A 25,102-nucleotide genomic window follows, 5' to 3' on the forward strand; every position below is an offset into this window, starting at 1 on the left:
CGCTACCTTCCGGGCACACCAAGGGATCCCGCCTGGCGCGGGCGAGGACGAGGGGGTGGCAGGGGCGGCTCAGCACCGCCGCGCGAGCCGGCCGCCGATTTCGACGGCGGTCGCCGCGCCGGGCTCGCCGCGGAACCGGCCGCAGGGCGTGGCCCGGCCGGTCGCCGGATCGCGGACGGTGAACGTGTCGTCGGCGTACCGGGTCAGCTCGGGGAAGACGTCGCCGTCCACGTCGAGACACGCGCCGCCCTGAGCGTCCGGCCGGACCGTGTATCCGATGGCACCGTTGCGATAAGTGCCGAAATCGCCGTCTGGCATCGGAATCGGGCCGGAATCCGCAGTGCGGGGGCGGTGCGGCGGGAGACCGAGTTCCGGCAGCTCCTCGACCAGGTCGTGCCACAGGTCGGTGCCCCCGGCCCCGTTGGCGGTCAGCGCGAGCACGCACGCACCCGCCTGGTCGATCCGCAGGTGGCAGGACGTTCCGTCGGCCGTTCCGTCGTGCCCGAGCCAGCGGAATTCCTCGTCTCCGTAGCAGGCCAGCCCCAGCCCCCAGCCGTCCGCGAGGCCGAACGGCTGCGCGCACGGCACCGGCCGGTGCAGATCGCTGGCGGTCACGACGTCGAGCAGCCCCGGTTTGCCGAGGTGGACCCGGCCCAGCGCGACCAGGTCGCGAGCGCTCAGCGCGAGCGCGCCAGCCGGGTCCAGCATCGGCGGCAGCACCTGCTCGAGCGGACGCTCGCCGTCGCGGGCGTGCCCGGTCGCGACGCCCGGACTGTCGACATAGACCGGCTCGATCTCCAAGGGCCGCAACAGAATCGACTCGGCCGCCTCGCGCCAGCCCATCCCGGTGACCTCTTCGATCAGCAGGCCGACCAGCGCGTAGCCGAGATTGGAATAGGAGAACGCGGTCCCCGGCGCGCAGACGAACTCGGCGGACCGCACCTCTTTCCGGCACGACCCGGCGGAGTCGGCCGGGTCCGAGGGCAGCCCGCTGGTGTGGCTCAGCAGCCTGCGCAAGGTCAGCGCGGCGGGAAGCCCGAGGTCGCCCAGTATCTCGCCGACCGGCTGGTCCAGCTCGAGATCGCCGTCGGAGACCAGCATCATCGCCAGCGTCGCGGTCGCCACCTTGGTGATCGAGCCGATCGGCACCCGCGAGCTCTCTCGCATCGGCCGGCCTCTGCTCGCGACACCGGTCTGGACCATTACCGACTCGCCGCCGGACCAGACCACGACCTGCGCTCCCGGCACCCGGTGCCGGACGGCCAGCCGCGGGAGCAGGGCGGCCAGCCGGTCCGCACTTCCGGTGCCAGGCACCGGGCGCCGTCTCGGATCTTCTGATCTTTCTTTCCGGGAGTGCATGACCATGCCTTTCGGATACTCGTAGGAGCCGCCCGGGAAATTGCCCCCGCCCGTGCGGCACTGGCCCCAGCAGAGCGCGGACGCCATCTAGCCCAACCCGCGCCGGAATCCATACCCTGCCTAGATCGGTTGCACTCCAGCAACCGCCAAACGAAGGATTCCCGCATACGCCGGTTCGCACCCAGCGTTACACATTGCCGAGAGCATTCTAAAATATGAACAACGGACTCACACGACGGCGACTGACAGATAAGCGGAAGATCCGTCTTCGCATTCGGCGGACGTCCCGACCGGGCACCGCACTGATTCCCGCTGCACCAACCAGCGTACACCCGCCGCCGCGCAGGCAGCCGGACCGGCCGTCAATACCGAAGAAGTGGTGCCAACAGCCGTCGCCGCTGCCCCGACCGCAGCAACCACGGCACCGCGACCCGACTTTCGTCGCATCCGGGGAAAAGATCTCCTTCCGGCTTCTTCTAAAACGCCTTCGAACAGCTAGCGGGCCAAGTCGATCTCGGAGAGCCGGTGAATCGGTCCGCTAAACCTCAACCGATCACCGGAAAATTCCGCCGGATCCCCGCCGAGCGGAATTCTCGCCTCTCGGGCCGGCGATACGAATGGCGCGGGGTTCCCGGCCCTTACCGCCGGGTAACTCGCGGCCGCACTTCCGGTGTTCCGGCCCCGCCCGAGTGCGGGCCGGCGCTGTCGATTCCGTCACAAGCACCTCCGCCCGCACAGTCGCCCGCGCCGGCCGAAACGTTGCAGCTTCTCCGCGACCAATAGCCGAACAGCGGAACCGGCTTCTTGGCGGCGCGGAAGAAATTCCCACTGTCGGCAGACTGCCAATAGGCCGACTATTCCATGTCGCCCGGCCGCGCGGATCGGTAAAGGAAACCATACGGTCGGTTGCCCGCGAATTGACCTTAGACCCGGCGCGCCTCCGGCCTGTGCCCACTAAGGACAGCCCCGCCGCGAGCGTTCCCGTGCCCGTCGCCCAGCGGGCTTCCCGGCGCGCAGCGCCGAAAGAAGCGCCGGGAGCGCGGCAGCCGACGCGGTCTCCCGCACGCACCCGCCGGATGCGTTTCCCCGGTCCGCACCCGTCCTCGCCCCAGGCAGCGGCCGGAGACGCTATTTGACGGCGAGCGGGTTGATCGGCGAACCGACCGCCCTGGTGAACTTCAGCGGCGGACCGGCGTAGAAGAACTCGTACCGCCCGTCGGCCGCGCACGACTCGGAAAGCTCCTCCAGGTCGAGGATCTCCGCGAGCGTGACCCCCATGTCGCGGATCAGCACCATGTGCAGTTCGAACATGCTGTCCGGCCGCTCGCCGGGCACCACCTCGACGGCGGAATTGTCCGCGCCGACCACGGCCACGTCCCGCTCCCGGAGCCACGGCAGGCACGCCAGGCCGAGCCCGGGTTCGCTGGCGATGAACGCCTCCGCGTCGCGGTCGTGCCGGAACTTCCGCCACCAGCCGGTGCGGATCAGGAGAATGTCCCCCGCGCCGACGGTCACCCCGTGCGCCCGCTCCGCGGCCTCCAGCTCGGCCGGCGTGACGACCTCGCCGCCTTCCATCCAGTCCACGCCGCGCAGCCGGGCCAGGTCGAGCAGCACCCCGCGGCCGACGATTCCCTTCGCCTGCGTCTCGATCCCGCACCGGGCGGCGCCCTTGCTGGTCACCTCGTGCCCGGGATGGCCGTTGTAGAGCAGCCCGTCGTAGTGCACGTGCGCCAGCGAATCGTATTGGCTGCCCGCCTGCAGCGGCATGAACACGTAGTCGTCGGCCCAGGTGAGCCCGCCCGGCAGCTGCTGCTCCTGCCCGTTCTCCGACATCAGCCGGACCGGGTTCTGCCGTCCGCCGCCCGGCTGCGGGCCGTCGGCGTCGAGCGGGATGCCGAGGTCGATCGTCTCGCCGGTGCGGATCAGCCCGGCCGCGGCCACGATCCGTTCCGGGGTGATCAGGTTCGTGGTGCCGCGTTCGTCGTCGCGGCCCCAGCGGCCCCAGTTGCTCAGCTTCGACCCCAGTGCCCGGACGTCGGGCAGATCACCGCTCATCGCTGTCCTCCGCGGATCCGGCGGAAAAGGAATGCGGACGGGCTCGTTTAGGGAGGGATCCGGCGCGCGCCCGGCACGAAGACCCTACCGGCCCGCCCACCCTTTCCCCGCGCATTGACCACGTTGACCGGGTCCTGACCAGATTGACCGGCCGCGGGCCGCCGCGCACCGCGAAATGCCGGTCCAATAATCGCGAGCCGCCGGAGTACCCGGCGCACTGTCCCGTCGACGAAATCCTGAGGAGAACACCGGCGTGATCGACGAAAACAGCAGGAAATGGTGGGTGCTGACCGGCGTCAGCATCGTGAGTTTTCTCGGCTGCATCGACCTCACCATCGTCAACACCGCCGCACCCGACATCGCCCGCGAACTCGGCACGACGATGACGCAGACGCAGCTCATCGTCAACATCTTCATCGTCGCGCTTTCGATGTTCATGGTGACCGCGGGAAGGCTCTCGGACATCCTCGGCAGGCGCAAGGTGCTCTATGCCGGCACTGTCCTTTTCGGACTGGCCTCGCTCGGGGCCGGGCTGGCCCCGACGATCCCGCTGCTGGTGTTCTTCCGTTTCCTGCAGGGCGCCTCGTGCGCGGTGCTGTACACGAGTTCCAGCACGATCGTGTCCCACGCGTTCCCGGAATCGCAGCGCGGCAAGGCGATCGGCACGCTGTTCGCGGTGAACGGCGTCGGCCTCGCCGTCGGCCCGATGCTCGGCGGGCTGATCGTCGGCGCGCTGAACTGGCACTGGGTCTTCCTGGTGAACGTGCCGCTGGTGATCGTCGCGCTGGCCGTGTGCGCGGTCAGCCTCACCGAATCGAAGGCCGACGGCGACGTGAAACTCGACTGGCCCGGCCTCGTCCTGCTCGCGCTAGGGCTTTCCGGGGTGATCTTCGCCTTCACCTTCAACGACACCTTCGGCTGGGGTTCCTGGCAGGTGCTCGGCACCCTCGTCGTCGGCGTGGTCTCGCTCGTGGTCTTCGTCCTCGTCGACGGGAAGCAGAAGTACCCGCTCGTGCCGTTCCGGCTGCTGGCCCGCAAGCTGTTCCTCAGCGCGGTGACCGCGGAGTTCTCGCTCGCGTTCTTCTACACCACGGCGCTGTTCCTCATGCCGCTCTACCTCAGCGCGGTCCGGCACTACGGGGACGTGGCGATCGGCCTGATGATGCTGCCGACGACCGCGACCATGGCGGTGCTTTCGCCGCTCGTCGGCAGGCTGGTCGACCGCGTCGGCCCGATCGTCGTGCTCACCACCGGATTCGCCGCGTTCACGCTCTCCGCGCTGCTGCAGTCCCAGCTGGACGCGACGAGCGGGCTCGGGTTCGTGATCGTCGCCTTCGCCCTGATGGGCATCGGCTGGGCGTTCGTGCTGGGACCGTCCGCGGTGGCCGCGCTGTCCTCGGTGCCGCCGCAGCTGTCCGGCCTCGCCGTCGGCGCCACCTGGACCTTCCACAACTTCGGCGGCGCGCTCGGACTGGCGCTCGGCATGACCCTGTTCCGCGGAGTAGCCGACAGCACCCTGCACGACGATCTGACCGCGAAGGGCGTCGCCCCCGGCCCGTGGACCGCGGAAGTCGTCGCGAAACCAGGCTCGGCGAACGACCTGCTCCAGCAGCACACCGGTCTCGACCGCGGGGCCGCCGAGGGCCTGACGGACTCGCTCTTCTCCGCGGGCAACAACGCGACGATGCTGCTCTTGGCGGGAACGTCGGTGGCCGCGATGGCGACGATCTTCGTACTGGGCCGCAGGCGCTCCGCCTCGGCCGAAGCGGCGCCGGAACGGGAAACGGCCGACGTCCCAGCTGGCCGCGAATGACCCGAGGGGCGGGGCTCACCGGCCCCGCCCCGGTCAGTCCACTTCGGACAGTTTGATCCCCCGGGTTTCTTTCATCGTGGCCGCGGCCAGCGCGGCGATCAGGCACAGCACGACGATGTAGCAGGTGAACACCCACGAGAGACGCCACGTGTCGAACAGTTCGCCGAGATACGGGGCGGTGCCGCCGAAAACCGCGTTGGACAGCGAGCTCGCGATGCCGATCCCGGTGCCGCGGGAGGCGGTGGGCAGCATTTCCGAAACCACGGCCGGGTAGACCGCGGCCACCGCGGCCCACAGGAACGCCGCCGCGAATTCGGAGACGAACAGCGTCCAGCCCTGGTCGGTGACGACGGCGGTGATCGGGAACGCGAGCACGGCCGAGCCCAGCGCGAACACCAGCACCACCGGCTTGCGCCCGATCCGGTCGGACAGCTTGCCCCACCACGGCAGCAGCGCCAGAACCGCGGACTGGGCGAGGAATCCCGCGGCGAACGCCGCGGTGGCGGACATCCCGTGCCTGCTGACCGCGTTGCCCACGCCGAACACGATCCACGAGTAGTACATGACGCCGATCGCCGCGCTGATCGCCACGATGCGGACTCCGGCGCCGAACAGCCGGGCCCGCGGCCACGGTCGCGGATTCGCTGGCGCCTGCTTGAACACGTCGCTTTCCTCGGCGTTGCGGCGCAGGTAGAGCGCGAAAAGGCCGAGCACGCCGCCCACCAGGAACGGCACCCGCCACCCCCAGGCAGCCAGTTGCTGCGCCGTCAGCACGGCGGTCAGCACCGCACCGAGCCCAGTGGCCAGCAGGGTGCCGGCGGACACGCTCAGGAAGACCGAACTGGACCACAGCCCGCGCCGTTCCCGGGGAGCGATCTCGGCGACATAGGCGTACGAGGCCGAGGACTCCCCGCCGTGGCCCATCCCCTGCGCCAGCCGGGCCAGCAGGAGGATCCCCGAAGACCAGGCGCCGAGGTGCGCGTAGCCGGGCAGCACGCCGACGACGAGGCTGGCGCCCGCGGTGGTGAACATCGTCGCCACCAGCACGCCCCGGCGGCCGATGCGGTCGGCCAGCAGCCCGAACACGATCCCGCCCAGCGGCCGGGTGACGAACCCGACGGCGAACACCGCGAAAGTGCTCAGCAGCGCGGAAACGCGGTCAGCCTGGTCGAACAGCGCCGACGCGAGGAAGCCCGCGAAAACCGCGTAGACGTTCCAGTCGTACCACTCCAGCGCGTTGCCCAAAACGCTGGCCAGCAACGATTTCCGCCGGGCGCGGGCGTCCATGCCGTCCCGGCGCGCAGGCCCGGCCGCGGTCTCCGCCATCTCAGGCCCCGGCCAGGAACTCGGCGGTCAGCCTCGCGGCGAGACTCCGGATGAGCAGGACCGGGCCGCCGAACCCCCGCGCGGCGGCCGTCCGCGTCCGTTCGCCGAAACCGAAGCAGTCCAGCACCAGCACGTCGCACCGGCCGGCCAGCTCCGCCGCCGCCGCGGTGAGGTCGGCCGGACTCGCGTCGAACGGATTGACCGCGTCCACGAGCACTTCGCCGCCGAGCACCCGGCACCACGCCCGGCGAGCGTCCTCGATCTGCCCGGCCAGCGGACGCAGCACGCCGACCCGCATCCCGCCGGCGAGCGCCCGCACTGCCTGCTGAGCCAGAATTTCCGTCCGCAGCAAAGGTTTCCGGTGCGGCATCGCCCCGAAGGCTCCGCCGCAGGCCAGCAGCACGACGTCCGCGCCGTCGTCTTCCGCCCGCCGCACGGCGGCGCCGACCAGGTCCTCGGCGGCTTCGTGCCGGTACACCACCGGCCGCCCGTCCGCCAGCGTGGTGGCCAACGCCGGGTCTCGCGGCCCCGGCCGCAGCGCGGCGAGCGCCTCCTCGTCCAGCCCGTCCAGCGCACCGCGTTCGACGATCCGGCACGGCGGCAGCAGGGCCGCCAGCTCCTCCGTGACGTCCGCGCGCGGGGTCTGCCCGATCGTCACCAGTCCCAGCGTCCGCACCCCGGCTCCTTTCATCGCAGACCGGGCGGATTCACCTGCGAGCGCGGGATCGACGAGGACTCGAGCCCCCACTTCGCCAGGATCCGCCGGTAGCTCCCGTCGTCGATCAGCCGCTGCACGGCCGCCCGCAACGGCTCGGCGAGCGGGGAACCGCGTTTGACCACGAACCCCACCTGCTCCTCGTAGATCTTGTTCACGTAGACCATCCGGCCCCGCAGCCGCCGCGCGGCGTACTGGAGGAACACGCTGGAGGAGACGAGCACGTCCATTTTGTTCTGGGACAAGGCGAGCATGGCGTCCGCGGTGGCGCGGTACACCGAAACCCGGTACGGCTCCCGGGATTTCGCCGCGCACTCCCCTTCCCGCCGCTGCAGGAGCTGCTCGAAACTCGTTCCCGCGACCGCCCCGATCCGCAGCCCGCACAGGTCGGCCGGACCCGACACCGGAGCTTGCTGCCGTCCGGCCCGCACCAGGAATCCGAACCCGTCGGTGTAGTAGGTCACGAAGTCGACGACTTTCTTGCGTTCCTCGGTGACGCCGAAGTTGCCCTGGCCGATGTCGTAGCGGCCCGAGCCGAGCGCGGGCAGGATCTCGTCGAACGTGGCTTCTTCGGACTCCATCCGGATCCCGAGCACCCGGCCGACCGCCTGCTGCAGGTCCATCTCGACTCCGATCAGCGCGCCGGTCTCCTCCGAGCGGTAGCGGATCGGCGGGCTTCCCTTGGCCGAGGTCGCCACCCGGATCCGCCCGTTCGCCCGGATCCCCGCCGGCACTGTCGCGGCGAGCGCCGGGTCGGCCGCGATCCCGGACACCACGTCCGCCGAGGGGTCGGCGTCCTCGCCGGGCGCGCCGGCCGCCGCGCACCCGGCGGCGAAGAGGATCCCGCAGCACCACGCCGCCAGCATCCGGGCCTTCACGGCCGCACCTGGACCCGGGAGAGGAACGCGCGGGTCCGCGGCTGCTCCGGGGCGCCCAGCACCCGCTCCGGCGGTCCGCTCTCGACCACCTCGCCGCCGTCGAAGAAGACGACGGTGTCGGCGACCTCCCTGGCGAAGCTCATCTCGTGCGTGACCACGACCATCGTCATGCCGCCCGCCGCGAGCTCCCGCATGACCGCCAGCACCTCGCCGACGAGTTCGGGGTCGAGCGCGCTGGTCGGCTCGTCGAACAGGAGCAGCTTGGGTTCCACCGCGAGCGCCCTGGCGATGGCGATGCGCTGCTGCTGGCCGCCCGAAAGCTGCCGGGGGTAAGCGCGTTCCCGGCCGCTGAGCCCGACCTTGGCGAGCAGGTCCGCGGCCGTGCGCTCGGCCTCGGCGCGGGAACGGCCGCGCACGGCGATCGGAGCCTCGACGAGATTGTCCAGCACGGTCAGGTGCGGGAACAGGTTGAAGCTCTGGAAGACCATGCCGATCTCAGCCCGCCGGCGGGCGATCGCGGACTCCTTCAGCTCGTGCAGCCTGCCTTTGCGGCGGCGGTAGCCGAGCAGCCTGCCGTCGATCTCGATCTCCCCGCCGTCGATCTTCTCCAGATGGTTCAGGCAGCGCAGCAAAGTGCTCTTGCCCGAACCGGACGGGCCGATCACGCAGGTGACCTCTCCCGGCCGCACGTCGAGGTCCACCCCGCGCAGCACCGGGGTCGTGCCGAACCTCTTCGTCACCCCGCGCGCCCGCACCATCAGCCGTTCCGGCTCGCTCATGCGCCCTCCCGTCCGCGCGGGCCGGGAACCCCGCGCAGGACCCGCCATCGGGAACGCACTCGCTGCCACGGCGTCGGCGGCAGTTCGCGCAGCGCGCCCCTGGCGTAGAAGCGTTCGACGTAGTACTGCACCACCGAGAGCAAGCTCGTCACGACGACGTACCACAGGGTCGCCACCAGCAGCAGCGGAATGATCCGGTAATTGCGGTTGTACATCAGCTGCACCGCGTAGAGCAGGTCCTCCACCGCGAGCACGCTGACCATCGAGGTGCCCTTGAGCGTGCCGATCAGCATGTTGCCCGCGGCGGGGACGACGGAGCGCATCGCCTGCGGCAGCACGATCCTGCGGAACGTCCGCCACGGGCGGAGGCCCAGCGCCTGCGCGGCCTCGATCTGTCCCTGGTCGACCGAGAGCAGGCCGCCGCGGACGATCTCCGCCGCGTAGGCCGCCTCGTGCAGGACGAGCCCGATCACCGCCGCCGCGGTCGGGCCGATGAGGTTGACCATGTCGATCGTGTGCAGCGTCGGGCCGAACGGGATCCCGATCGACAGCGTCGGGTACAGCGCGCCGATGTTGAACCAGAACAGAAGTTGCACCAGCAACGGCGTCGACCGGAACAGCCAGACGTAGCCCCAGCTGAGCGACGTGAGCACCGGGTTGCCGGAGATCCGCATGACCGCCAGCAGGGTGCCGAGCACGAACCCCGCCGCCACGGTGACCGCGGTGAGCCACAACGTGACCACGAGCCCGTCCAGCACCGCGCGGGAGGTGAAGTAGCGCGCGGCGAACGGCCAGTCGAAGTTCGGGTTCGTCGCCACCGAACGGACGAGGAAGACCAGGCAGCCGAGAGCGAGGGCGGCCGCGATCCACCGGCCGGGCCTGCGCAGCGGCACGACCTTGGCCGGGACCGGCCGCGAACCTTCCGGCCGCACCGGGTCGGCGAGCGCTGCCCGGCGCGGGCCGGGCGTGGTGTCGTCAGTCATCGCGGCCTACCGCCCGCCGCTTTCCGGGCCCGCCGCGAGCGCGGCGGCCAGCACCGGGCCGATGTCCGCGAGCGCCTCCGGCCGCAGCATCCGCTCGTGCGGGCTCGCCACGTCGTGCACGCGCACCTTGCCCTCGACGTACGGACGCCATTCGGCGGCCAGGTCCCGCGGTTGCCCCGGAGAACCGGTCGCCCGGAACAGCAGGAGGTCCCCGGAGCACCGCTCGGCGCGGTGTTCCTGGTGCAGCCGGTAGTTGCGGCGGAGGACGCCGAGCAGTGCGGCGAACGAGGTCTCGTCCCGGGCCAGTTCGGCGAGCGCCCCGCCGGATTCCCCGGCGGCGCGGGCGAAAGCGGCGAGCCCGCCCCCTTCCCGCTCGATCCCGCCGCGGTCCGTGCCCGTCGCCTCGCACAGCAGCGCCAGAGCTTCCTCGTCCCCGAGTTCCGGCGAGCGGCCGGGGTCGCGCACGACTGGCCCGGCGTCGAGCACGGCGAGCAGGCCCACCTGTTCTCCCTGCTCCGCCAGCCGGACCGCGACGGCCTGGGCGACCGCGCCGCCGAACGACCAGCCGAGCAGGTGATAGGGGCCGGACGGCTGTACCGAACGCAGCCGGGCCGCGTAGTCGGCGGCCATCTCCGCGACGGATTCCGGGGCCGCGCCGGGTTCGCCGATGCCGCGCGACTGCAGCGCGTACAGGGGCCGGTCCCGTTCGAGGTAGCGCAGCAGACCCGCGTACGGCCAGCCCAAGCCGCCGAGCGGGTGCACGCAGAACAACGGCGGCAGCGCGCCCCGCGTGCGCAGTCCGAAAAGGACTTTCAGCCCGTCCCCTTCCCGGCCGTCGTCGAGCCGCCGGGCCAGCGCGGCGCTTGTCGGGGCCTCGAACAGCACCCGGACCCCGAGGTCCGCTCCGAACGTCGACCGGACCCGGTCCATCAGCCGGGTCGCCAGCAGCGAATGGCCGCCGAGGTCGAAGAAGCTCTCCTCGGCCCCGACCGCGGGCAGCCCCAGCACCTCGGCGAAGAGCCCGGTCAGCACTTCCTCGACCGGCGTCCGCGGTTTCCGCGACCGGGCCGTCGTCCCGGACAGCGGCTCCGGCAGCGCTCTGCGGTCGATCTTGCCGTTGGGAGTCAGCGGAAGCTCGTCGAGCACCACGACCGCCGAAGGGACCATGTATTCGGGAAGCCGCCCGGCGGCGAACTCTTTCGCGGCAGCGGCCAGCCGTCCGAAGTCGCTGGAGACGGCCGGGCTGTTCGTGCGCCGCGAATCGTCGGCGATCGCCACCGAGGAGTCCGGCCCGGACAGGAAGTACGCGTCGAAACGGCCCGGACCGGTCCGCGAAACCTGCGTGCTCACCCGGTAGCCGAACCGCGCGCCCGCCTCGTGCAGGTCCTCGGGCACCAGTCCGCCGGTCCGGCCGAATGCCTCGAGGACCGCGGTCGTCGGCCTGCCTTCCGCCAGCGCGGCGTGCGCGGCCGCCGGGCCCGCCAGCCGCCGGTCGGGCAGGCCGACGAGCCGGAAGTCGCCCCGCTGCGAGCTTTCCAGCCATTCCGTCAGTTCCTCGACGTCGCTCGCCGGAGCCGCTGGAAGGCTGTCGGCGGTCACCTGCGGCGGAGCCGCGGTGCGCAGGACGACGTCGTAGCGGTAGCGGGAAAGCTCGTTGTCGTAGCGGCCGCGTTTGAGCGTCGCTTCGGCGGCCGCGATTCCGGGCAGATCCCGGCTCAGCGCCGCGAAGAAGCCCGGCGGGATCAGCAGTTCGTTCTCGCGGCTCAGGCTTTGCTCCGCCGCCGCCCGCACCCGCGCCGGATCCTCTTCCCCGGTGCAGCGGGCCGCCGCGACCTCGGTGTGGAACAGCGGAGCCGACCGCAGATCGCGCACGTCGCCGACGAACACGGTCCCGCCGGGCGCGAGCAGCGAAACGAGCGACTCCAGCACCTCGGCCAGGTAGCCGCCGCTCGGGAAGTACTGGACGACCGAGTTCAGCACGACCGTGTCGAACCGGCCCCGGGGAAGGTCTCCGGGATCGTCGGCGCTCCCCCGGCGGAGCCGGACCCGTTCCCGCAGCACGGGATCGGCGGCGACCCGGCGGCCGAGCGCCTCGACGACCGTGCCGGACAGGTCGAGTCCCCAGTACTCCTCACAGTCCGGAGCCAGCCGCGACAGCAGCAGCCCGGTTCCCACGCCGATCTCCAGCACCCGCTTCGGCCGCAGCCTTCGCAGCGACGCGATGGTCTGGTCCAGCCACTCCCGCATCTCGGCGACCGGGATCGGCGCGCCGTCGAAACTGGAATTCCACCCGGAAAAGTCCTCGCCCCAGTCGGCCTCGGCGGCGGACCGGTAGGCGTCGTCCCAGATCCGCTGCCAGTCGGACACCTGCCGGGTCTGCCGCTCCTGTGCCTCGGCGTCGTCGCCGCCCGGGGTGACGTAGCCGATCAGCCGCTGGTCTCCGAAACTGTCCGGGCGGGCGGCGACGACCGCGCGGCCGACTCCGGGGCAGGCCGACAGCGCCGCCTCCACCTCCCCCAGCTCGATCCGGAACCCCCGCACCTTCACCTGGTCGTCGGCACGACCCACGAACTCCAGGCGGCCGTCACCGCGCCACCGCACCAGATCGCCGGTCCGGTACATCCGTTCGCCGGTTTCGAACGGGCACGCCACGAACCGGTCGGCCGTCAGACCGCCGCGGCCCACGTAGCCCCGCGCGACTCCGGCCCCCGCGATGTACAGCTCGCCCGCCACTCCCTCCGGAACCGGCGAGAAATTCGCGTCCAGCACATACAACCGGGTATTCCATAGTGGACTGCCGAGGGAGACCGGCTCGTCCGCCGACAGGTCGGCGGCGCTGGACCAGACGGTCGTCTCGGTCGGGCCGTACAGGTTGGTCACCCGCGCCCCCGCCGCGCACAGTTCCCGGGCGAGATCCCCGGGCAGTGCCTCGCCTCCGGCCAGCACCCGCAGACCGGACAGCACCGCGGCGTGCCCGGGCACGAGCGTCCGCCACAGCGACGGGGTCGCCTGCATGACCGTGACGGCCCGCCGGGAGATCGTCCCGGCCAGTTCGTCCGGGTCGAGGACGGTGTCGCGGTCGGCCAGCACGACCGCCGCGCCCCGGATCAGTGGCAGCAGCAGTTCGAGTCCGGCGATGTCGAACGAAACGGTGGTCACTGCCAGCCAGCGGTCGTCCGGGCCCAGCGGGAACCGTTCGGCCATCGCCGCGAGGAAGTTCGTCAGCGCGCGATGCGGGACGGCGACGCCCTTCGGCTTGCCGGTCGAGCCCGACGTGTAGATCACGTAGGCCGGGTTCTCCGGATCGGCGGCCCGGACCGGCACCGGTTCGCCGTCAGGCCGGGTCAGGTCGTCGAGCACCGACCACGAGGCACCGGTGTCGCCGAACCGGGCGGCCAGTTCGGCGGTCGACAGGACCAGTGCGGCTCCGGCGTCCTCGAGAACGAACCGCACCCGCTCGGCCGGATAGTCCGGATCGACTGGCACGTACGCGGCGCCCGCTTTCAGCACCGCCAGCAAAGCGACGACCAATTCCGGACGGCGCGGCAGGACGAGCGCGACGAGGTGTTCCGGGCCGATTCCCTTGGCGACGAGCGCGGCGGCCAGTTCGTCGGAAGCGGCGTCCAGTTCGGCGTAGCTCACCGGCTGCTCGCCCCAGACGAGGGCGACCGCGCCGGGGCGGCTCGCCGCCCGGCTCCGGAACCAGTCGTGCACCAGCCCGGCCGGGCGGACGGCCGCCGGCCCGGTCCCGTCGGAGAGCACCTGCCGCCGCTCGGCGGGCGTGAGCAGGTCGGCGAGGTCGAGGCTGCGGTCCGGATGCTCGGCGGCGGCGCGCGCCAGCCGCTCCAGCCGTCCGGCGATGCCCTCCGCCGTGGACCGGTCGAACACGTCGGTGTTGTATTCGACCAGTGCTTCGAGCCCGAGCGGATCGCCGCCGTCCGTCCGGTGCTCGAAAAAGTGGAACGTCAGGTCGAACTTCGCGGTCCCGTTGTCGACGAACACCGTCGTCGCCTCGGCTCCGGGCAGGTCCGGTTCGCCGCGCGAGATCTGCCAGGCGAGGCTGACCTGGAACAGCGGATGGTGCGCCAGCGAGCGCGGCGGGTTGACCGCCTCGACGACCTGCTCGAACGGCACGTCCTGGTGGGCGTAGGCGTCCAGGTCCGTTTCCCGCACCCGGGCGAGCAGCGTGCGGAAGCTCGGGCCGCCGCCGGTGTCGACCCGCAGCACCAGGGTGTTGACGAAGAAACCGACCAGGTCGTCGAGCGCCTCGTCCAGCCTTCCCGCGGTCGGTCCGCCGACGAGCACGTCGTCCCCCGCCCCGAGCCGCGAAAGGAGCGCGGCCAGAGCGGCGTGGACCACCATGAACATGCTGGCTTCGCATTCGGCGGCCAGCGCGGACAGCCGCGCGTGCAGCGCGGAGTCCCACCGGACGAGAAAAGTCTCGCCCTCATACGACATGACGTCGGGATGCGGCCGGTCGGTCGGCAGCGACATCCGCTCGGGAGCCCCGGCCAGCTTCCGGCTCCAGTACTCCAGTTGCGCTTTCCCGTTGTCCCGCAGGACTTCCTGCTGCCACTGGGTGTAGTCGGCGTACTGCACGGGCAGCGCGGGCCAGACCGGGCTGGTCCCCGAGATCCGCGCCCGGTACGCCGCGGCGAGATCGCGCCACAGCTTCTCCATCGACCAGCCGTCCCCGGTGATGTGGTGCACCGCGAGCAGCAGGACGTATTCCCCCGCCCGGTCCTCGACCTCGAACAACGTGCCGCGGATCGGCAGTTCTTCGCCGAGCCGGAACGCGTGGCGGGCCGCGCGGCGCAATTCCCCGTCGAGCCGGGCGGCCCGCACCCGGACGGCTGCGAGTTCCGGACGGGCCGCCGCGCCGTCGAGAACGCGCTGCCAGGCGACGCCGTCGTGTTCGGCGAAGACCGTCCGCAGGCTTTCGTGCCGCTGAACGAGATCGGCCAGGGCCCCGGCGAGCGCGGCCCGGTCCACCGTGCCGGTCAGGCGCAGCGCGGAAGTGATGTTGTAGGTCGGGGACGGGCCCTCCAGCTGGTGCAGGAACCACAGCCGGGACTGCGCGAACGACAACGCGGGGCGGGCGGGCCTCGGCATCGGCCGCAGCGCGGGCCGGGCGCGTCGCGCGCCGGACAGCCAACGGCTGAGCGCGGCCACGGTCGGCGCGCGGAACAGCTCCCGGACGCCGAGCTCCACGCCGAAGACCGAACGCAGCTTCGCGGCCAGCCTGGTCGCGGAAAGGGAATGCCCGCCGAGTTCGAAAAAGCTGTCCGCCACTCCCACGTCGGACAATCCGAGCACCTGGGCGAACAGGCCCGCGACGACCTCCTCCACCGGCGTGCGCGGTCCCGGGGAGTGCGCCGCGAACGCGGGCTCCGGCAGCGCGGGCCGGTCGAGCTTCCCGCTGGGAGTGCGCGGGAAATCGTCCAGCACCAGCACCACAGCCGGCACCAGGTGCTCCGGCAGCCGCTCGCGCAGCAGGTTCCGGACCGCGACGGGATCGGCGGTTTCGTCTTCCGCGGCCACGACGTATCCGATCAGCCGCTGGTCGCCCGACGCGTCCGGGCGGACCGCCGCGGCCGCCCGGCCGACTCCCGGACAAGCCGAGAGTGCCGCCTCCACCTCCCCCAGTTCGACGCGGAAGCCCCGCACCTTCACCTGATCGTCGGCACGACCGACGAACTCCAACCGGCCGTCGTCCCGCCACCGCACCAGATCGCCGGTCCGGTACATCCGCTCGCCCACCCCGAACGGGCAAGCCACGAACCGGTCGGCCGTCAATCCCCCACGGCCCGCGTAGCCCCGGGCCACACCGGCCCCGGCGATGTACAGCTCCCCCGCCACGCCTGCCGGAACCGGCGAGAAACCCGCGTCCAGCACATACAACCGGGTGCCGGGCAACGGCTGCCCGATCGGCGGCGCCCCAACGGATTCCGGGGAGAGCGTGTCGCTCATCGCGGCGCACACAGTCGCTTCGGTCGGGCCGTAGACGTTGAACATCCGCCGCCCCGCGGACCACTTCCGGACGAGCGCGGCGGAGGACGGCTCTCCCGCGACGCTCAACGTCAAACCGGGCGGCAGCTCGTCGGGGGACATCGCGGCCAGAGCGCTCGGCGGGAGCTTGAGATGCGTAACCCCGTGCCGCCGCACGGTTTCGGCCAACGCGGAGCCGGGAAGCAGATCGTCCGCCGCGGCGAGCACGAGGGTCGCGCCGGTGCACAGCGCGACGAAAATATCGGAGACGGAGGCGTCGAAACTGGGGGAAGCGAACTGCAGCACCCGGCTCCCCGGCCCCACCTCCCACCGCGCGGCCTGGGCGGAAACCAGACCGGGCAGCCCTTGGTGCGGCACCACGACGCCCTTCGGGACGCCGGTCGAGCCCGAGGTGTAGATGACGTACGCCGGATGCCGGGGGTCAGCCCGGTGCGGCTTCGCCCGTTCCGCGTCCGGTGTCCGGGACCGGACGGTGAGCCACGGAACCGAGCCGTCGCTCAGCCGTCTCTCGTGTTCCGGCTCCGACAGGACCAGGGCGGGTTTCGCGTCGTTCAGCATGAAGCGGACCCGGCCGGCCGGGTAGTCCGGGTCGACCGGCACGTACGCCGCGCCGGCTTTCAGCACTGCCAGCACCGAAACGACGAAGTCGGCCGATCTCGGGAGGACCACGCCGACGACGGTCTCCGGCCCCGCGCCGCGAGCGGCCAACTCCTCCGCGAGGCCGGTCGCCCGCGCGTCCAGTTCGGCATAGGTCAGCCGGTGCTCGCCGAACACCACCGCCTCGTCGTCCGGCCGGAGCGCCGCGCGGGCTTCGAACCACTCGTGCACGAGTCCCGGCGGGATCTCGTCCGGGGAACCGCTCCAGTCCACCAGCACGCGGCGCAGCTCGTCCTCGCCGAGGAGCCCGACTTCGCGCACCGCCGTCCCCGGCCTGCCCGCGATCGCGGTCACCAGCCGCAGCAACCGTTCCCGATGCGGTGCCGCCTCGCCCGGCGCCTCCACCGCGACCCGCGCACCCGACACGGTCACCAGCAGGTCGCGCGGCGGCGCACCAAGCACCGGCTGCGCGGTCACCGGCTGACCCGCCAGCAGCGTCTCCTGCGGCTCGGCGTCCAGCACAATCGTCGGACCCGCGAATTCCCTGATGCCGCCCGGAATGCCGACATCCCTGGCGACGTCCTCGCCCCGGTACCGCTGATGCTGCTCGGCCTCCCGGATCGACTCGGCGACCTCCCGCACGAAGACGCCGAGACTCGTGCCCGGCCGCACCCGCACTCGCAGCGGCACCGTGTTGGCCAGCGGGCCGGGCGACGTCGCCGAGGTTTCGTCCGTCCGCGCGGGCAGCGAAAGCCCGAGAACGAAATCCGTCGCCCCGGTCGTCCGGTGCGTGCAGACCGCCACCGCGGCCGCCAGCACGTCGCCCGGCCGGACCGCGGTGCGGCGCGCGGCAGCGAGCAGGCCCGGAAACTCCGCATCGCACGTGCGGTGCGGAGCGCCGGCCGCCGGTTCGGCCAGTCTCACCGGCTCGGGCGGCACGGCCAGCTGCTCCTGCCAGTATTTGCGGTCGATTTCCGCCGTCGAGAGCGCGTAGTCGCGGTCGGCCTCGACCATCGTCCGCACCGAGCCGAACCACCGAGGCGGGGCCGGCCGTCCGTCGAGCGCCGCGTCGTACAGCTCGGCAGTGCGCCGGCACAGCATCGACAACGACGCCTCGTCGGCGACCAGCCGATGGGCGCCCTCGAACCACGCGAAAGACCCCTGCCCCAGAAGGAACACCGCGAACCGGAACAACGGGCCGTCCCCCGGATCCGGCACCCGAGCCAATTCCTCGCGGGCCGCTTCGGCGGCGGCCGCCCTCGGATCGGACTCGGCGCTCAGATCCAGCACCGGCAGCGCCCACTCCGTTCCGAGACGAATCCGTTGCCCTGGCTCGCTTTCCGCGTCCGCCTCGAACGACGCGTGCAACGGCTCCGCCTCCGCGACCGCGCGGCGCAACGCCTTCTCGAACGCCGGCAGATCGAGATCGCCGCCGCACTCGAAAAGAACACCGGCCCGCTGTGTCCCGCGGCCCGGCTCCCGCTGGACCGACAGCCACGCCTCCCGCTGCGCGGCGGTCAGCGAATACCAGTTGACGAACGGCACGACAGAAGTCATCGATCACCCCAGGAGTCAGCGCAGGACAACGATCGCGTTCGCCTCGGGAACGCGACGGCAGGCGGAAGCACGCGGCCCGGCACGGCCGCGGGACGAGTCGGGGACGCGGGAGGCGATCAGCTCCAGTAGACGAGCGGCTCGTCCTCGCCGAGGTACCCGATGAAAGTGCCGATGGTGATCCGGGTGGCGTCGCCGGACGGGCGCACGGCGTGGATCAGCCTCGGGTTGAGCAGCGCGAGGTCGCCCGGCTCCGGCTTGACGACGGCGGCCGGCTCGGGCAGCCGGTCGCGCTCGATGCCGTAGCTGCGCCCGGCCACCATCCGCTGGTATTCGTCTTCGGCCGGCTCCATGTCCCACATCTCCAGTTCCCCGCCGACCTCGGGGATGCTGACGTAGATGTTGGTCGACAGCTGCGCCTGCAGCCGCGACTGGTATCCCGGGGGCAGGAACCGTTCGACCTTGTCGGTGTGCGGCACCAGGTCCACGTTGTTGCCCTGGAACCGGCACACGCCGACGAAACACTTCTCGCCCTGTACCCGCATCAGCTCCGCGCCCGCCCGCCACCGCTCGTCGAGCAGCAGCCGGAGATCGTCCTCCGGGGACGCGTACGGGGCGAACATCGAGCGGAGCCGCTCGATGCTGGACAACGCCTCGTCGTGGTACCGCCGCCGGGTGGTCTCGTCTTCGATCTCCGAGTACGGGAATCCCATCCGCCAGAACTGCGCGTCCGTCGTCGACTGTTCGCGCGAACGGTACGAAGAGAGTTTCTCCTGGGCGATCCGCAGCACCTCCGGATCGCAAAATCCCTTGACGACAACCGCGAAATGATCTTTCTTGGCCACCGACACAATGTGGTCGTGCGAGAATTCTTTCCGGTTCGTGTACACCACGCGATCCATCGCGCTCCGATTCCCCTGCATCGTCGGCGAGGCGTCCTCACCGGACCCCATGGACTGCTTTCCTTTTAATTGAACGGGATACTTCCGCCGGACAGCAAGCGAAATGCAGTAAACTTCGTCAGCACCAAGTCAGTTTGGTCAGCGCCGCTGACCCCGGGCCGCTGACCGGCACTGTCCAGGCAATTCACGCATACGGGCCCGGCCGCCGAAAAAGGCGACCGGGCCCGGAAGAATAGCGGCGGAAACTCTTTAGCTGGCCCTCCCGGCCGCCCGCTCCGCGACGGCGGCCCCCAGGAATTCCTCGATCCGCCCGACCAGTTCGGAGGCGCCGGCGAAAAGCGGCGGCGCGCAGTGCAGTTCCGCGGCGGCCGTGCGCAGCATGGCCGAGATCGTGGTGATCGTCTTGTCCGGCTGGAGCCCCAGCACCGGGACGAGCATCTCGGCGACGCCCGCCGGTTCGCCCAGCCTGATCCGCGCCCGCGCGACGTCGATCCGGGCCAGTGCTTCCATGGAGTAGGACCGCTGCTCGACCGGCTCGCGTTCCAGCAGGTCGAGCGAGGTCCGCAGCTCGCGCAACGCTCCCGGCGCGTCGTCCAGCAGCAGCATCGTGTGCCCGGCGAGATAGGCCTGGCCGTCTTGCCGGAGCGCGAACACGCCCACGCCGCGCACCGGTTCCGCCTCCGCCTGCTCGGCCCATTCGCCGAGCGCGCGCAGGGAATCCGCGCGCATGCCCGCCGCCGCCCACGCCCGCGCCGCCAGCAGCTTCAGGAAGACTCCCAGTTCGTCGTCCGCGGGCCGGTCGAGCCCGTCGAGCGCGAACTGCGCGGACTCGACGAAGTTGCCCAGCCAGTACGACTGCCGCGCCTGTGCCGCGCGCACCCAGCGCCGCGCCCGGCTGTCGTCCGCGAGATCGGCCAGCTCCCACGCCGCGGCCGCGTGGTTGTACGCGGCGTTCCGGTCGCCGAGGTCCTCGGACATCCACGCCAGCAGCGCGCACAACCGCGCGCCCAGCGCGAGAAGTTCCCGCCGCTGCGCGAGTTTCTGCTGTCCGCGCAGCAGCCTCGCCACCCGGTCCCGCAGCATCGCCGCGCGGTACAGCAGCGGGCCGGGCGGGACGTGCAGGTACGAGGCGGTCAGCCCGGCCAGCTCGTGGTTGAGCTGGTCCAGGGTCGCCTCGTCCGCGTTCGTCTCGGACACCTGCTGGACCAGCCGCGCCGAACTGCACGAGTCCTGGACCAGCGGGGTGATTTCCGCCGGGCCGGACCGGCGCGCCGACGGCCCGGCCGAACCCGGCCAGATCTCGGCGACCTCGACCGTTTCGCGCAGGTATTCCGACAGCACCTTCGCCACCGCTTCGGGAATCCCCCGACGCGGATACGAGCCGCGCAGCCAGTGGTAAGGAGCCTTGGCGCTGACCGTTCCCGGTCCGCAGAGCCGGTTCACCTCCCTGGCCAGCCGCTCGGGCGTCCAGTTCAACCGTTCCAGGAATCCCGTGAGTTCGGTCGCCACCGCCATGATGAAGCCTGCCACTCCCCCTGAAACCCAGCCGCCTGCGGACTGGGCAAGCATATTCGGCCTGAACGAGCATAACATGAAAAAATCACCGGATCACCGCACAGCGGGGCGCCGCGGCCGGGACTCGTCCCGCACCGCCGGGCCGGACTCCATCCGGACTCCATTCGGAGCAATGGCCCTGCCCTTCCCGGACTTCCGCCAGTCGGCAAATCCGGGTTCCCCGGCGAGCGATTCGCCCGGACCGTCCGCGCTAACCTGAGGCGGCGCCGGGAAACGAATAGCGGGTCAATTCCGCTCTCCAGGGATCGGATGTTCCGCTCGGCATCGGGAATTCCCCCTTGTCGGAAAAGACAATCCCTCGCTTGAGTTCCCCGCGGATGCTACACCGGAAGAGAGGCGCGCCGCACCGGCGCGGGCCATTTCCCGGATGCCGGGAATGAACGGGGGAGGAACCATCCGCGTCACCGAGGGAACCCACTTCCGCGCCGCGCTCGCCCCGTCCGGGCGCGGCGTCGCGATCGATCTGCTCAGCAGGATCTGGATCCTGCCCTCCCGCGGCGGGACCGCCGTCGCGGCAACCGGACCCTCGGCCGACGCGACGGCCCCGGACTGGTCGCCGGACGGCCGGGCAGTGGCGTTCCAGTCCTACCGCACCGGCACTTTCCAGCTCTGGACCGTCGTGCCCGGACAGGAACCGCGCCGGCTGACCACCGGGCCGCACGACCACCGCGAACCCGCCTTCTCCCCGGACGGCACCCGGCTGGCGTTCTCCGCGGATCTTGGCCGCAGCTACGGAATCCACGTTCTCGAGGTGGCGAGCGGACGGATCACGACCTGGGCGGACAGTGCCGCGGAGGAAGCCGCGCCCGCTTGGTCGCCCGACGGCCACCGGATCGCGTTCACCTCGGGCAGCGGAGCGATCGACGTCGCGGACGCGCACGGCGGCCGGGAGCGCGTGATCGAGGCGGGCGAGGCGGGTGTGCTCGTCGCCGCTCCGTTCTGGACTCCCGACGGCCGGGAAATCGGCTACGTCCGGTTCGAGGGCGTCACCCCGAAACGGCTCGGCGGATACGCGCGGCGCTCGGCGCTGGTGATCGGCAACCGGACCGTGTCCGCGCCGGACGAGGACGTTTTCGGTTTCCGGGCGCACTGGCTCTCCCCCGCCGAAGTGGTCTACACCGCCGACGGGCGGCTTCGCCGGCGAAACCTCGCGACCGGCGCGGTGCGCGACATCGGTTTCGAGGCTGAAGTGCCGGATCCGCCGCGCCGTCCGGCGAACCGGCGGCCGCGCCGCCGGCCGGATGCCGGGCCCGTGCGGGGCATCGCGAGCCCGGCGCTGTCGCCCGCGGGCGACCGGATCGCGTTCTGCGCCCTCGGCGCGCTGTGGGTGAAGCCGCTCGACGGACCCGCGCGAAAGCTCGCCCAGGACGGCTTCCTGATCGCCGACCCCGCCTGGTCCCCGGACGGCAGGCATCTGGTCTATACCAGCGACCGGCTCGGCTCCCCGGACCTCTGGCTGCACGAGCTCGCCACCGGAATCCGGCGCAGGATCACCAGCACGAGCGGGGCGGCGGTCGCGCCCGCGTGGTCCCCGGACGACACCGGCATCGCTTTCCACGACCACGACGGCGCTCTCTTCTTCGCGTCACTGGACGGCACGGTCCGGCGGTTGCGCGGCCCGGAGTGGTACCCCGGCCGCGTCAGCTGGTCCCCGGACGGCACGAAACTGGCGATGGCCGTCGCCCGGCCGTATTCGGCCCGGTTTCGCGAGGGCGTCAACGGGTTCCTGGTCCTCGACGTGCGCTCCGGCGAAAGCACGGTCCACGAAGCCGCGCCGCACCGGTCCCTCAGTTCCCGCGGGCACGACGGACCGGTGTGGTCCCCGGACGGCACGGCCATGGCGTGCGTTCTCGGCGGGCAGCTCCACCTGCTTCCCGTCGACCCTTCCGGCCGGCCATCGGCCGAGCCCCGCCTGCTCACCGACGAAACCGCCGACGCCCCGTCCTGGAGCGGCGACGGACGGCAGATCCTCTATCTCAGCGCCGGAAAACTCCGCCTCGCCGACGTGGCTACCGGCCGGGTCCGTTCCGTCGAAACCGGCCTCGGCTACGTCGCGGCCAGAACGTCCGGCCGCACCGTAATCCACGCCGGCCGGTTGTGGGACGGCCAGTCCGCCACTTTGCGCCACAACGTCGACATCCTCGTCGAGGGCGACCGGATCGCGGCGGTGCGCGAACATCGCGACGACCGGCCCGGCCGCCGCGTCGACGCCTCTGCCCTGACGGTCCTGCCCGGACTGACGGACGCGCACGTGCACAACCGGCTCAAGGGGCGGTTCTTCGGCGCCCGGCAAGGACGGATCTGGCTTTCCTTCGGGATCACCTCCGTCCGGTCGGCAGGCGATCCGGCTTACGAGGCGCTGCAGGAGGACGAAGCACAGCTGGCCGGTCATCAGCTGGGCCCGCGCTGCTTCGCCACCGGCGAGCCGATCGACGGCAGCCGCGTCTACTACGGATTCATGCGGCCGACGACCTCGGCTGAGGAGGTCGAACGCGAACTCGCCCGCGCCCGCGCACTCGGGCACGGGCTGCTGAAGGCTTACGTGCGGCTCCCGGTCAGCGGCCAGCGCGCGCTGGCCGAGGCGGCTCGCGCGGCCGGCGTTCCGGTCACGTCCCACTACCTGCACCCCGCCGCCTGGCTCGGGCTGGACGGGGTCGAGCACCTGGGCGCGTCCACCAGGCTCGGGTATTCGCAGACGATGACCCGCCGCGGCCGCACCTACTCCGACGTCGTGTCCGTGCTGACGGCCAGCGGCATGTCGCTCACTCCCACGCTTTTCTCCGCCGCGGTCCTGCTGGCCGAGCACGACTGGACCCTCGACCCTCGCGTCCGCGCCCTGTTTCCGCACTGGGAAACAGAAGCACTCGCCCAAGTGACCGCCGCAGTGACCGAACCCGCGGTGCGCGAGACCTTGCAACACGTTCTCGCGTCCGCAGTGCGGACCCTGCGCCGGGTGCACGACGGAGGCGGCCTCGTGGTGGCGGGCACCGACGCGCCCATCGACTTCGTGGCGTTGAGCCTGCACCTCAACCTCCGCGCGATGGTCGCCCACGGTTTCAGCCCGAGACAAGCGCTCACCACGGCGACCGGCAACGCGGCCCGGCTGCTGGGCGCGACCGACGATCTCGGCGCCGTCGCCCCGGGCAAACTGGCCGACCTGGTTTTCGTCGAAGGCGATCCGCTCGCCGACATCGCCGCCGCGGCCGAGGTCCGCAAGGTGATGCTGGGCGGCGTCCTGCACGAATCGGCCGAACTGCTGGCTTTCCCCTCCCCGGATTCCGGCCCGTCGCCCAGGAATCGCCGGTGAGCCCCTCATCCGGACGTCTTCCCGGCCCGCATCGCCGAAAGAAGCACCGGCAGCGCCGCGACCAGAGCGACCCCTCGCACCGCACCGGCCACCGGATAAGCCGCCCGGATCCCGAACGCGTCGGCGACCAGTCCGCCGGCCAGCGAACCCAGCGGCATCAAGCCCCAGCCCAGCATTCGGTAGACACTGTGCACCCGCCCGCGCAATTCCGTCGGCACCGCCTGCTGCCGCAGGCTCACGGTCACCACGCTCCAGAGCGTGGAAGCGAACCCGTTCATCCCCAGCAGGACCCCAAGAACGACCGCATCCGGGCTCGCGCCGACGAGCACGAAGATCACCACATTGGCGAACAACGCAGTCAGCAACGCTTGCAGCGCGCCGATTTTCGCCACCACCCACGCGTTGACCATCCCGCCGAGCACGCTGCCGACCGCGGCTCCCGCGAGCAGCACACCGTAACCGCGCTCGCTGACGTGCAGAGTCTGGGTCGCGAGCAGCACAACCGTGACATTGCCGAGCTGATAGCAAAACGTGTTCACCGCCAACAGCCCGGCCAGCGTGCGCAACAGCCGATGCCGCCCGAGCCACCGCACCCCCTCCGCCACCGCGACCCGGATCGGCGGCTGCACAGTCGGCGGCAACGGGCGGCGCGGCAAAGTCGCCAGCAGCACAGCGGACACCACGAACGAAGCCGCGTCCACCCCGAACGGCAACGCCGCCGCGACCGCGAACAGCAGACTGCCGATCGGCGGCCCGACGAACAGCTGCCCCGCATTGGCGACCGCGTACTGACTTCCGTTCGCCCGGTGCAGCTGCGACTCGGACACCAGGTCCGGCAACACCGCGAGCGACGCGTTCGCGAACACGACCTCGCACGCGCTGAGCCCGAACCCCATCACCGCCAGCCCCGCGATGTCGATCCGGCCCAGCCACACCAGCACGGCCGCCGCCGCGACGATCGCCGCCTGAAGCGCCTGCGACCGCCACAGCAGACTGACCCGGTCGCGCCGGTCCACGAGCGCGCCTGCTGGCAGGGAGAGCAGCAGCCAGGGGAAGTAGGTCGCCGCCGAGACGACCGAGACCAGCACCGGGTCGCGCGTGAGCGTGACCGTCACCAGCGGAACGACGGCCGAGAAGATCCCGTCGCCGACGTTGTCCGCCGCTGACGCCCACCACAACCGCCAGTACACCGCGGGGAGTTTGGGCCGGGAGTCGCGTTGCTTCATGTCCGGGAGGGTTTCTGATTCGAA

At 71.4% G+C, this 25,102-nt stretch carries 13 protein-coding genes; 2 read left to right on the forward strand and 11 right to left on the reverse strand.

Features of this window, described 5'->3' with window-relative positions; genetic code table 11:
* Positions 1 to 69 precede the first annotated feature (69 nt).
* Entirely contained in the window at positions 70 to 1,314 is a 1,245-nt protein-coding gene (locus ACWGIC_RS24455) for a serine hydrolase domain-containing protein (RefSeq protein WP_452078273.1), read from the reverse strand.
* 1,173 nt (positions 1,315 to 2,487) lie between these two features.
* On the reverse strand, positions 2,488 to 3,414 hold the full coding sequence (locus ACWGIC_RS24460; RefSeq protein ID WP_452078274.1) for a cyclase family protein: 927 nt from the start codon (positions 3,412 to 3,414) through the stop codon (positions 2,488 to 2,490).
* 253 nt (positions 3,415 to 3,667) lie between these two features.
* Here ACWGIC_RS24460 and ACWGIC_RS24465 point away from each other — a divergent pair, with 253 nt between their 5' ends.
* The gene (locus ACWGIC_RS24465) at positions 3,668 to 5,227 is read left to right on the forward strand and encodes an MFS transporter (protein ID WP_452078275.1); all 1,560 of its coding nucleotides are present in this window, start codon (positions 3,668 to 3,670) and stop codon (positions 5,225 to 5,227) included.
* 33 nt (positions 5,228 to 5,260) lie between these two features.
* Here ACWGIC_RS24465 and ACWGIC_RS24470 read toward each other — a convergent pair whose 3' ends face one another.
* From ACWGIC_RS24470 to ACWGIC_RS24505, 8 genes are all read right to left on the reverse strand, one after another.
* A complete protein-coding gene (locus tag ACWGIC_RS24470) occupies positions 5,261 to 6,553 on the reverse strand; it encodes an MFS transporter (RefSeq protein WP_452078276.1) in 1,293 nt (430 codons plus the stop codon).
* 1 nt (position 6,554) lies between these two features.
* Positions 6,555 to 7,229 carry an AroM family protein gene (locus ACWGIC_RS24475; RefSeq protein WP_452078277.1) on the reverse strand — a complete coding sequence of 225 codons (675 nt, stop codon included), beginning with the start codon at positions 7,227 to 7,229 and terminating at the stop codon, positions 6,555 to 6,557.
* Between the two features lie 11 nt (positions 7,230 to 7,240).
* Positions 7,241 to 8,146 (reverse strand): ABC transporter substrate-binding protein, encoded by a 906-nt coding sequence (locus ACWGIC_RS24480; RefSeq protein WP_452078278.1) that lies wholly within the window; start codon positions 8,144 to 8,146, stop codon positions 7,241 to 7,243.
* Positions 8,143 to 8,925, reverse strand: a complete 783-nt coding sequence (locus ACWGIC_RS24485; protein ID WP_452078279.1) for an amino acid ABC transporter ATP-binding protein — start codon at positions 8,923 to 8,925, stop codon at positions 8,143 to 8,145. Before ACWGIC_RS24485 ends, ACWGIC_RS24480 begins: the two co-directional genes overlap by 4 nt.
* Positions 8,922 to 9,908, reverse strand: a complete 987-nt coding sequence (locus ACWGIC_RS24490) for an amino acid ABC transporter permease (RefSeq protein ID WP_452078280.1) — start codon at positions 9,906 to 9,908, stop codon at positions 8,922 to 8,924. Before ACWGIC_RS24490 ends, ACWGIC_RS24485 begins: the two co-directional genes overlap by 4 nt.
* A gap of 6 nt (positions 9,909 to 9,914) precedes the next feature.
* Positions 9,915 to 18,071 (reverse strand): amino acid adenylation domain-containing protein, encoded by an 8,157-nt coding sequence (locus ACWGIC_RS24495; protein ID WP_452078281.1) that lies wholly within the window; start codon positions 18,069 to 18,071, stop codon positions 9,915 to 9,917.
* A gap of 116 nt (positions 18,072 to 18,187) precedes the next feature.
* The gene (locus ACWGIC_RS24500) at positions 18,188 to 19,021 is read right to left on the reverse strand and encodes a 2OG-Fe(II)-dependent halogenase WelO5 family protein (protein WP_452078282.1); all 834 of its coding nucleotides are present in this window, start codon (positions 19,019 to 19,021) and stop codon (positions 18,188 to 18,190) included.
* A gap of 198 nt (positions 19,022 to 19,219) precedes the next feature.
* Positions 19,220 to 20,500, reverse strand: a complete 1,281-nt coding sequence (locus ACWGIC_RS24505; RefSeq protein ID WP_452078283.1) for a hypothetical protein — start codon at positions 20,498 to 20,500, stop codon at positions 19,220 to 19,222.
* 421 nt (positions 20,501 to 20,921) lie between these two features.
* Between ACWGIC_RS24505 and ACWGIC_RS24510 the strand changes: the two genes are divergently transcribed.
* On the forward strand, positions 20,922 to 23,852 hold the full coding sequence (locus ACWGIC_RS24510; RefSeq protein ID WP_452078284.1) for an amidohydrolase family protein: 2,931 nt from the start codon (positions 20,922 to 20,924) through the stop codon (positions 23,850 to 23,852).
* 5 nt (positions 23,853 to 23,857) lie between these two features.
* Here the strand turns inward: ACWGIC_RS24510 and ACWGIC_RS24515 are convergent, their stop codons facing one another.
* Positions 23,858 to 25,078 carry an MFS transporter gene (locus ACWGIC_RS24515; RefSeq protein ID WP_452078285.1) on the reverse strand — a complete coding sequence of 407 codons (1,221 nt, stop codon included), beginning with the start codon at positions 25,076 to 25,078 and terminating at the stop codon, positions 23,858 to 23,860.
* Positions 25,079 to 25,102 lie beyond the last annotated feature (24 nt).

The sequence above is a fragment of the Amycolatopsis sp. NPDC054798 genome (assembly GCF_053611505.1).